This window comes from Odoribacter sp. N54.MGS-14, assembly GCF_000980295.1.
Classification (GTDB): Bacteria; Bacteroidota; Bacteroidia; order Bacteroidales; family Marinifilaceae; genus Odoribacter; species Odoribacter splanchnicus.
In genome coordinates this window covers 1-9,840 of sequence record NZ_LARL01000092.1, presented here as the reverse complement: position 1 = coordinate 9,840, position 9,840 = coordinate 1, and the positions used below count along the sequence as shown (strand labels likewise).

General features: G+C 43.4%; 7 protein-coding genes, 2 tRNA genes and 1 pseudogene. 3 read left to right on the top strand and 7 right to left on the bottom strand.

What is annotated here, in order from left to right:
* Both WS42_RS13485 and WS42_RS13480 read right to left on the bottom strand, forming a co-directional pair.
* The coding region (locus tag WS42_RS13485; protein WP_286728665.1) for a thioredoxin domain-containing protein at positions 1-1,329 on the bottom strand (1,329 nt) is incomplete at its 3' end.
* Positions 1,330-1,357: 28 nt separating this feature from the next.
* Positions 1,358-2,704, bottom strand: coding sequence for a sigma-54-dependent transcriptional regulator (locus WS42_RS13480; RefSeq protein WP_022160689.1), 1,347 nt, complete (start codon positions 2,702-2,704; stop codon positions 1,358-1,360).
* Positions 2,705-2,832: 128 nt separating this feature from the next.
* On the opposite strand from WS42_RS13480, the gene WS42_RS13475 reads away from it, so the two are divergent.
* Together WS42_RS13475 and WS42_RS13470 are read left to right on the top strand one after the other, a co-directional pair.
* The gene (locus WS42_RS13475) at positions 2,833-3,285 is read left to right on the top strand and encodes a YqaA family protein (protein ID WP_013613592.1); all 453 of its coding nucleotides are present in this window, start codon (positions 2,833-2,835) and stop codon (positions 3,283-3,285) included.
* Between the two features lie 161 nt (positions 3,286-3,446).
* Entirely contained in the window at positions 3,447-3,947 is a 501-nt protein-coding gene (locus WS42_RS13470) for a YqaA family protein (protein ID WP_046403454.1), read from the top strand.
* Between the two features lie 7 nt (positions 3,948-3,954).
* Here WS42_RS13470 and WS42_RS13465 read toward each other — a convergent pair whose 3' ends face one another.
* The 5 genes from WS42_RS13465 to WS42_RS13445 form a co-directional block, all read right to left on the bottom strand.
* Entirely contained in the window at positions 3,955-4,545 is a 591-nt protein-coding gene (locus WS42_RS13465; RefSeq protein ID WP_046403456.1) for a MarC family protein, read from the bottom strand.
* Between the two features lie 199 nt (positions 4,546-4,744).
* Complete coding sequence (locus tag WS42_RS13460) at positions 4,745-5,680, bottom strand: DMT family transporter (RefSeq protein ID WP_046451249.1); 936 nt, start codon at positions 5,678-5,680, stop codon at positions 4,745-4,747.
* Between the two features lie 54 nt (positions 5,681-5,734).
* Positions 5,735-5,806, bottom strand: a tRNA-Glu gene (locus WS42_RS13455).
* A gap of 45 nt (positions 5,807-5,851) precedes the next feature.
* Positions 5,852-5,923, bottom strand: a tRNA-Thr gene (locus WS42_RS13450).
* 227 nt (positions 5,924-6,150) lie between these two features.
* Positions 6,151-8,583: a S9 family peptidase gene (locus tag WS42_RS13445; protein ID WP_046451247.1), complete on the bottom strand. Its 2,433-nt coding sequence runs from the start codon at positions 8,581-8,583 to the stop codon at positions 6,151-6,153.
* 670 nt (positions 8,584-9,253) lie between these two features.
* Here WS42_RS13445 and WS42_RS13440 point away from each other — a divergent pair.
* Positions 9,254-9,840, top strand: a pseudogene (locus WS42_RS13440) (OmpA family protein); the annotation flags it as partial.

The window sequence follows — 9,840 nt, the reverse complement described above, 5'->3', positions numbered from 1 at the left end:
CCAGAAAATATGCCAGTTTTTCATAATTTCACGGGTATCCGGATCAGGCCAGAAATACTTTTGTCCTTTCAAATCATAATCGTCCGCCCATTTCCTAATTATTGGGTCATCATCAGCAATCGAAACAAAAGCCACCTCATCATTTTTATATATTTCCGACAAATCATTCAAAATACTAAGATTGTCAATTGCAGCCGGACATCCTCCCCAAAAATTAATCAAGATGACTTTACCCTTATTCGCCTGTATCACTTGTTGTAATTTTCTCATTCCTTCGCCGGCAATAATCATCTTTCCATTTTCGGGGGTAACTCCATACAGCATCGCATCGGAAACCGGTTTCGGATTATTCAAATAAGCTTTCTTTGTTTCATATTTTCGAAGCAGAGGTTCGCGTAATATCGGCAAGGTCACGTGTCCGTCGAAAAAATCCCTGTTCTCCTCGAAGAAAGTCACATCATTAAACCCCAGGTGTGTATCGAACAGGGAAGCGACCATAAATTGCGACAAGACCTTATTTTTCGTACTACTTGCGGTTCTCATCAGTATTTCGGTACTGTTTTGCAACGTATCCTTTATCAGACCGGGCCGGGTTCGGAACTTGGCAGCCAGCTCGAATAAACGGGAATGTATCACCTCCCCGGTGAACAAATTTTCCAGGGCAGCATCGAAATTGAAAAATCCGGCAGGCACCGTATCACCGGTCAGGAGGGAATGCAGCGATCCATATTCGAGTAATAAATCATAATATTCGGCTTCCAGCCCTTTCATGATCCACTTTTGCAAATCTTTTCCGATCTGGTATTTCTTTGCAAACCTCAATATTCTTTGTAAACGAACTTCCCGTTCATTATCCATCTTTTTTCGAAATGCAGCAACCGGTAATTTCTGGTCGTCCGTTCCCGCCCGCTGTTCCAGGTAATAGCCTTCACCATCGGTATATGCGTAGAGATCCTGATTCAATTTCCCGGCAGTACCCGAAAACTCCACTTTATTCAGCTTAGCAAAATCCAATTCGATATGCAAACTGTCTCCCGGACGTATCAACAGATAAGGGATAAAGGTCTCTATCGAAATATCACGCAAAGCCAAAGGCTGAAAACGAAAAGTAAAAGTGTGATCGGGCCTGATCGCGCATTCCTGTATTGTCTGTGCATTCCAGTAAGAAGGAATAATCACCTTTAAAGCACTTTGCTGAGGATAAACCTGTCTATTCTTGATATGACCTGTAATCACGGCATAAGCCAAAGGATTCACCGTTTCTTTTTTCTTTTCCTGCCCACAAGCAAGAACGACAAACATTAGTAAAATCAAGCAACCGAATCTCATTTATTATTTTTTAGTTAAAACCTTCCCTCTATCTTATTCCGTACTCCTCGATCTTACGGTAAAGGGTTGTCAGGCCGATGTGCATCAAACGGGCAGCCTCGGTCTTGTTTCCTCCGGTATATTGCAATACTTTCCGTATATGTGCTTTTTCCACCTGGGCCAGGTCGAATTCAGAGTATCCTTTTCCGCCTTCACTTTCCAAAACCGACTGCTGAATATCGAAGGGCAAATCGCTTACAGTCAATACCGCACCGTCGGCAATGATCATACTTCGTTCGATCACATTACGTAATTCCCTGACATTTCCTTTCCAGACATGTTTTTTCAAGGTTCCCAAATATTCAGGTGTAATCTCTTCTATCTTTTTCCCCACACCCGGTCCGAACATTTTCACGAAAGCCCGGACATACAATTCGATATCTTCTATCCGTTCACGCAGAGGAGGGAGTTGAATCCGAAAAACAGACAAGCGGTAATACAAATCTTCACGGAAATGCCCGGCCTCGATCTCTTTCTGAAGGTCTCGGTTCGTAGCGGCTATAATTCTGACATTTACTTTAATAGGACGGGTATCCCCCACTTTTATGAACTCGCCACTTTCCAGTACCCGTAGTAGTTTCGCCTGCAAATCGAAAGCCATTTCACCGATCTCATCCAGAAAGATCGTTCCCTGATCGGCTTCCTCGAACAGTCCTTTCTTTTCCTTCAAAGCCCCGGTAAAGGCCCCCGCTTTATGGCCGAAGATCTCACTCTCGAGCAGTTCTTTGCTAAAAGCCGAACAATTGACCGCCACAAACGCCTTGCCCGCCCGGCTACTATGCTGATGTATGGCCTGAGCAAAGACTTCTTTGCCGGTACCTGTCTCACCGGTCAATAATACAGGTACATCCGTCACAGAAACTTTTCTGGCCAACTCTACAGCCATCCGGATAGGCTTCGATTTCCCGAGAATCGACTCAAAGGAATACTTTTGTCCGACCTGTTTCTCCAATTGTTGCAAACGCCTGGCCATCTCTACTTTTTCCATAGCACGGCTGAGCAAAGGAATAATTTTGTTATTGTCGTCTCCTTTGGTTATATAATCGAATGCACCGTTTTTTATCGCTTGTACTCCATCCGGGATATTCCCATGGGCGGTCAGCAGGATAATCTCGGTCAAAGGTCCGAGCCGCTTCATTTCTGTTATAAGATCGACACCGCTTCCATCCGGTAAGCGGACATCACAGATGATCACATCGGGATTTTGCTGTTCCACTTGTTTCAACCCAGCCTTACAACTGTCGGCCTGAATGACTTCATAACCTTCCAATCCAATAATACGGGCCAATAGTCCCCGTAACTGATTTTCATCATCGATGATTAACACCTTACCCATTATACCCAGAATTAAATCGGTCTACAAACTTTATGAACTTAAATTAATTATACCTACTTCTGTTCGTAAAAGTAAAAAGTAAAAGACAAATGCCCAAAGGTTTGACCGGAAAATCCTAAATTTGCCGCATGGATTCATTGATCGATTTAGGATATTGGGGATTATTTATCGGTTCTTTTCTGGCTTCTACCCTCATTCCGATGAGTGCGGATGTATTACTGGTGGGTATCCTGGCTCTAGGCGGAAATGTATGGGCCTGCCTGGTTATCGCCACAACCGGCAATTGGCTGGGAGGACTCACTTCATACTGGATCGGTTGGCTGGGCCGCTGGGAATGGATCGAACGCTGGCTGAAGGTGAAGGAAGAAAAGCTCCTCCGTCAGAAAAAAAACATAAACCGTTATGGAGTATGGCTGGCCCTGTTTACCTGGCTTCCGCTTATCGGTGACTTATTGGCCGTTGCCCTGGGATTTTACAAAATCAAACCTTATGCCTCGGCCATCTACATGCTAATCGGCCGTTTCGCCCGCTTCCTGCTTTGGACCTGGCTCTACCTGCAATACGGAGAACGATTTTTTTAAACTTTCTCTCTTTACCGCCCCCTCTCACCATTTCCACTATTTTTTTCTGTTCTCTTGCTCTCGCCGTTTTATCTGTCGTCACCGTTTTATCCGTTTCCACCGTCCCAACAACTTTCCTTCCCCCTTTACGTATTTGTAAGAGCACGATCAAACCTCTGCCAATGGGACATGACTTTATCATATTAGCGACCACCGAATTTTGGGAGCATTATGGCTATTTAGGATTATTTGCCGGTTCGCTTTTGTCTGCACTTTTTATTCCTTTAGGTGCAGACCTATTATATGTAAGCATGTTGGCCATGGGATTCAACCCCTGGATCTGTCTTTTCATAGCGACAACCGGTGGTTGGATCGGAGGATTGGTGATTTATGGAGTCGGTTATGCCGGCAATGCCACCCGGATACGGAAATTATTCCATATCAAAGAAGAACAATTGCTGAAACAGAAAAATAAAATCGAAAAATACGGGGGCCTGATGGCACTCCTGGTCTGGATTCCCGTTATCGGCGATATTTCGAATGTAGCACTCGGCTTCTATAAGACGAAACGAACCCATACTTTTATCCTGATGTTTATCGGCAGAATGTGCCGCTTTCTGCTATGGACGCTATTGTTCCTGATCTTTTCAAGCCGTTTTATCAAATTTTTCGATAAACTCTGATTTCCAATCAAAAACTACCGATCAAAGAAGTCAGATTAGAGGTAAATAAGCGAACGGCTATTGCCAACAAGATAATACCGAATAATTTACGCATTACGTACACTCCGCTTTTACCGAACAGACGTTCTACATAATACACATAGCGCAATACCAGATACACCAATGCCATATTCATCGCGACAGCGATGATGATATTGAGAATATTATATTCCGCCCGCAACGACAACAAAGTGGTAAACGAAGCCGCCCCGGCAATCAAAGGAAATACCAGCGGAACGATCGTAGCCGACCCGCAAGGACTATCGTTTTTAAATATCTCGACACCGAAGATCATCTCTACCGCCAAAACCAAAAGCACCAAAGCTCCGGCAACGGCAAAAGAAGAAATATCGACATTGAATAATCCCAATAATGCCTTCCCGATAAACAAAAAAGCTACTAATATAACAAAAGAAACAATAGCTGCCTTTCCGGCCTCTATTTTCTGATTCTTTTCACGCAAACTAATGATAATCGGAATAGCTCCCAGAATATCGATTACAGCAAACAGTACCATAAAAGCACTGATAATTTCTTTAAAGTTAAAATAAATGCCCATTGTGTATATTTTTATCAGCAAAAGAGTTGTTTTGTTTAAAATAAAACAATCAACCCATTTGTAGTTAAATTTGAGACAACAAAAATACTACTTTCTAAAGAAAAAACAGGTACTTTTCCGATAAATTTTAATTCCGGATTCCGGGACGGACCTTTCATTCCGTTTTCGGTCCGTTTCTCTTTTTTCTTCCTACAGCAAGTTAATTTTTATCCGCTGTAACAGTCTCCATTTCAGCTTTACTCCGGCTACCGGTTACCAGATAGACCCCTCCGAATATCAAAGCTACTGAAATGATTTTCACAAAATTAAAAGTATCCATTCCCCAACACACAGCAACAATACTAGCCACCAAAGGCTGAACATAATTATACATACCGGCAACAGTCGGGCGTAGATTTTTTTGCCCGATGACTATCAACACATAACTAATAAAAGTACTCCCCACCACGATAAATATCAATGCTCCGATTTCAGTGCTTTGCAAACTCTTCCACCCTGTATGGAGCAAATCATGATAAGAGAAGGGCAAAGCACAAATAAAAGCATAGGTAAACATCCATTTCATGATGGTAATCAAGGAATATTTATTCACAAAATTTTTAAATAACACAAAATAAAGAGCGTAACTTAATTGTGCCAACAGCACCAATAAATCTCCCCAGATATAATGATTTCCAGCCGCTTTAGCCTCCGAAACCTGATGGCTCCCTAAAATCAGCAACAACGCCCCGGTAGCTCCGACTGCAATCCCCAGTACTTTTTTTCCTGTTATCGGTTCTTTCAAATAAATCGCCGCTAAAACCATGGCGAGCAAAGGCATACTGGTGGTGATGATGGAAGCATCCACCGGAGAAGTCAGTCCTACCCCGAAAATAAAACATCCCTGATTAAAAACAATAGCCAGGAGAGATGCCCCCAACAATTTTAATAGATCTTTAGGAGCCACCCGTTCAGGTTTCTGAAAGAATGAAGCGATCCAAAACAGCACCATAGCCCCCGTAATCCTTAGATCAGTTACAACGAGAGGAGTAACCGCACCTCCTACCATCACAAATTTTGCCACGGGAGACATCAATCCCCACATCACATTAGCCCCCAACATCGAGCTATGGCCTTTCAGTTTCATCAGATTCATATCGGAATGAATTAAATACAAAAAAGAACCGACTTCAGTCAGTTCTTTTGAGTGTAGCGCTAAGGGGAATCGAACCCCTGTTTTAAGAATGAGAATCTTACGTCCTAACCCCTAGACGATAGCGCCATTTCGAGTATTTTAAAAAAGCCTGCTCTTGCAGACTTTCCCCAGAGCTGTTAGTGAGATTTGAACTCACGACCTCTTCCTTACCAAGGAAGTGCTCTACCCCTGAGCTATAACAGCATTCACTTTTACTTTCGTTCAGACTACCCTTATTTGAAAGCGGTACAAAGGTAGTGGTTTTACAATAGAATACAAATTTTTTGTAGCATTTTTTTTTAGATTTCGATCAGTTTTTATCAACAATTGAAATAAACTACTGAAAATCAATAATAAAATAAGGATAGTTTCCGGTATTCGTGTTCGGGTCCCTGAACACGAATACCGGAAACTGCTTTGCTTATCCTCCCTTAGCGTCTCGGAATATCGACCGAAGTTTCTTTTTGGCCTTTAAGATGCTCAGAAAAGAAATCTACCAGCCGCCAATAGAAATATTCGTCCATATCTCCGAAACTATGACGTTGTCCCGGAAGAATCAGCATTTCGAAACGCTTATTAGCCCGGATCAAGGCATTTACAACACGGATCGTATTCGCATCATGGACATTATTGTCGATATCACCATGTACAAGCATCAAATGCCCTTTCAATTGCTTAACAATTTCGGGATTCGTGGCTATTTTATAGACAAAGGTAGTATCTCCTTTTTCCGAAACGACCTCTTTCACACCATGATGTGTCTCGCTCCACCAACGGTTATAAATCCGGTTATCGTGGTTCCCGGCACAGGATACCGCAGCTTTATAAAAATCGGGATATTGACAAATTGCAGCAGTAGACATAAAGCCACCTCCCGAATGACCATGTATGCCGACTCTGTCGATATCTATAAACTTATGGCGGGCAGCCAATTGTTCGACAGCCACCTTATGATCGGCCAAAGGATAATCACGCATATTCCCATAACCATAATTATGATACCATTTGGAGCGGGAAGGATGTCCACCCCGCTGTCCTACCGAAATCACAATGAATCCGGCCTGAGCCAAACGATCCGTCCGTACACTCATCCGGGTAAAAGGATAACATACAGCTTCAACCTGGGGACCCGGATAAACATAATCGATAATGGGATATACCTTGGTCGAATCGAAATCGTAAGGTTTATACATCACCCCGTATAAATCCGTCACCCCATCGGCAGCCTTGACGACAAAAGGTTCCGGAAACCGGTAACCAGCCGCTTTCAATTGCGAAAAATCACTTTCCTGAATAGTCATCACTTTATTCCCCTCCCGGTCTAACAGATCGGCACAAGGAATCGTATTCACCCTCGAATAATTATCCACAACGAAACGGGCATCGTCATCTATTTTTACTTTATGAAAATACTCCCCTTTTGTAATCCGTTTCAGTCCACTACCATTTACATTCACTTTATACAGCTGTTCATAATACGGATTTTCTCCCTCTTCCTTGCCATTCCCCACAAAATAGATCGTCCGTGTAGCTTCATCCACTTTCAGCACCTGCTCCACATGCCAGGGGCCTTTCGTGATCCGGTTTTTAAGATTTCCCTGATCATCGTATAAATATAAATGAGCCCATCCATCACGTTCACTCCAATGAATCAACTCCTTACCCTTATTCAAGACAGCCAAAGGCCGCGTTTCCTGATAAGTATTCATCCGCTCCTGAATAATCGGCACAATCGAATCCTGCCCGATCGTATAAGAGCAGATATCAATACGATGAAGGTCCCGGCTACTACGAACCAGAAAAAAACGGTCGTTATCTCCCAGCCAAACCGGTGATACATACTCCATGTCCCGCTGTTTCTGTTCTGCAGGTTTATAGGATAAACTCAAATTTTGATTTTTAAACGCCGCTACTTTTATTTCCTTACGAACATTATTCTGCATATCGAATACATAAAGATGCTCCTCAGGGGCTTCCATCTCTCCAGGCATCTGATATTTATAAGTTTCCAACGTAGGACGTGGCTGAGCGATAGAATTGATCACCCACAATTCCTTTACTGCCCGGTCGTCGGATACCGTTACCGCAAAGTGTCTGGAATCGGGAGACCAACATCCCGATACCCGCCGGCGTTTACCGTTGCAAAGCGTATCGGTATTCAACATACTGTAAGGAATGCCATAACCGAAATCCTTCACTCCATCCTGTGTCAATTGAATCTCGAGAATCGTACTGTCCTTCTCGTTTTTCCGGGCTTTCTCATAATCTTCCCGACTCATCCGGAAAAGGTTACAATCCTTAGCATATACCACCGTCTGGCCATCGGGAGAAAAATTTCCCCATCCCAATTTTTTCGGTTCCTTTTCCTGCCCTTTCAGATGAGTAAGTTTACGGGAAGGATAATCATAAGAGAAATAAAAGACTTCTTTTTCTCCTTTCTTCTTGTCTTTCTCCTCTTTTCTCGGTTTCACTTCTTGCGAAGATTCCACCTCAAAAGTAAACGTCCGGCCGTCTTCCTTTGCCTTGAGATTACGTATCGGCAGATGGCGGGCCTCGAAAGGATCACGAACGATCTCCGTCAGCTGAGCAGCCAGTTCATCCCGGTCGAACAGCAGATTCTTTGTACGCGCAACCGGATCGACCACATACCAAAAAGTTCCTTCACTCGTTTTATACTCGAACCAGAAACAATTTCCTTTTTGAAACCAATGCGGATCGACCAAAGTAGAAAACAACATGTTCTTCAGCTTATCTCCGGTAAACTTTTCTGCCTGCAAATATTCAGGCAACCTCTCTTGCGAAAATACCTTACCGGCACAACAAAGGCCGATAAATAAAAAAATAATAATCCGATTTTTTTTCATATAATAACCATTTCAACGTTGTGTACAAAAATACACATTTTCGTAAAAAGTAATCCGCAAAAGACAAGGAGTAATGAATAATCCGTTGCCAAATCGGATTTATTAAAAATAAATACCAGACATACAAATTTTATGTAATAAATTTTACATGTTTTTGCAATAAAAATTATCTTTGTAATCAGTCACAAGAAGAATACTGTTAAATAGTAAAATATTTAATGCACACCAACAGGAATGCCATAGTATACGGCTTGTCAGCGGGTTCCGGTTTACCGGGACATATTCGCTTCAGTAGAAGTGAATACAGGTATAGTATGCTGTGGTTTTCTTTAGTTATCGGTTTTTTGCAAAAAAAATACACTGAGAATTTGGAGGTTATGAAATTTTTTATTATACTCTCTCTGGTATCGCGCGTTAAGATATAGATTATTCTTTAATTTTCAAAGAGTTAAGAGAGCGTTTTTTCGCTGGATTTCATACTTTTTCCGGTCTTTTTCGGTTTTCGTTATTTGTTATCATTGCCACCGCCTTTTCCTGCGGAGAGTGCGGTATACTATACCTTCCGGCGGTATGTGGCCTATGGATAGGCCATGCCCGTATGCAGCCGGAACCGTTTGTATATACACCGATCATAGAAAACCAAAAACAATAATACCGGAATAAACATCGCATGAAGAAGATTCTATTCATAGGGCTGCTGTTTGTTTTGGCGGGCACGGGGGTTTGGTCCCAGGAGGTGTCCGACTCAGTCCGCATCCATTACCGCCGGGGATACCGGGGGGTGGATCCCGATTACCATAACAACCGTTCCGAATTGGAACGGTTTATCCGTACCCTGCGCAGGGAACAGGAGTCGGCCCGTCTGGAACGTGTCGTAATCTGCTCGTGGACATCGCCCGACGGGGTGACCCGCTACAACGAGCTGCTTGCCGGCCGCCGTGCCGACTCGCTGAAATCCTGGCTTGTGCGCCACGCACAGATTCCCGGGGAGCTGGTGAGCGTTCGCGGCGAAGGCATCGGCTGGGGCGTACTACGGCAGTTGGTGGCAGTATCCGATATGCTTTATAAGGACGAAGTGCTACACATCCTCGACAATACTCCCGTGTGGATTCGCGACTCCCATGGCAAAATCGTGGACGGACGCAAGAAACAGCTGATGGACCTGCGTGGCGGACAGCCCTATAATTATATGATGGAAAACATTTTCCCGGAAGTGCGTTCCAGTCTTTCGACCATCTGCTACCGAAAATCCGCCCC